Source organism: Acidisphaera sp. S103 (genome assembly GCF_009765975.1).
In the GTDB taxonomy this organism is placed as follows: domain Bacteria; phylum Pseudomonadota; class Alphaproteobacteria; order Acetobacterales; family Acetobacteraceae; genus Rhodopila.
Window position 1 is genome coordinate 1 of record NZ_LMUJ01000039.1, and the last position, 460, is coordinate 460.

The 460-nt window shown below is 66.7% G+C and carries 1 protein-coding gene; it reads left to right on the forward strand.

The genetic code is table 11. The features are described from left to right. A partial coding sequence (locus GSQ89_RS10015; protein WP_158924590.1) for a hypothetical protein occupies positions 1-460 on the forward strand: 460 nt, incomplete at both ends.

Consider the following 460-nt stretch of genomic DNA (forward strand, 5'->3'; position numbering starts at 1 on the left):
CCGCCTGATCGTCACCAACCAGTCCGACCGGCCCCGGCGGCTTTCGGTCACGGTCTATGTCGAGTGGGTTCTCGGGGCGACCCGCGCCACGGCGCCGTTCATCGTCACATCAATGGATCCGGAAACCGGGGCGTTGTTTGCCCGCTGCCCGTGGAACACCACGTTCGGCCAACGTATCGCGTTCGCCGACTTGTCCGGACGGCAAACGTCCTGGTCCGGCGACCGCCGCACGTTCATTGGCCGCAACGGGATGCTCGATAATCCGCTGGCACTGGCCGCCGGAGTTCCATTGGGGAATGTCGTCGGCGCCGGGCTGGATCCCTGCGGCGCATTGCAGACCCACCTTGTCCTGCCGCCCGGCGGGACCGCCGAATTGGTGTTGCAGCTTGGCCAGGCCGCGACGCAGGACGAGGCGCGGGCTTTAATCGCCAAACAGCGGGTAGCGGATGTCAACGCCACC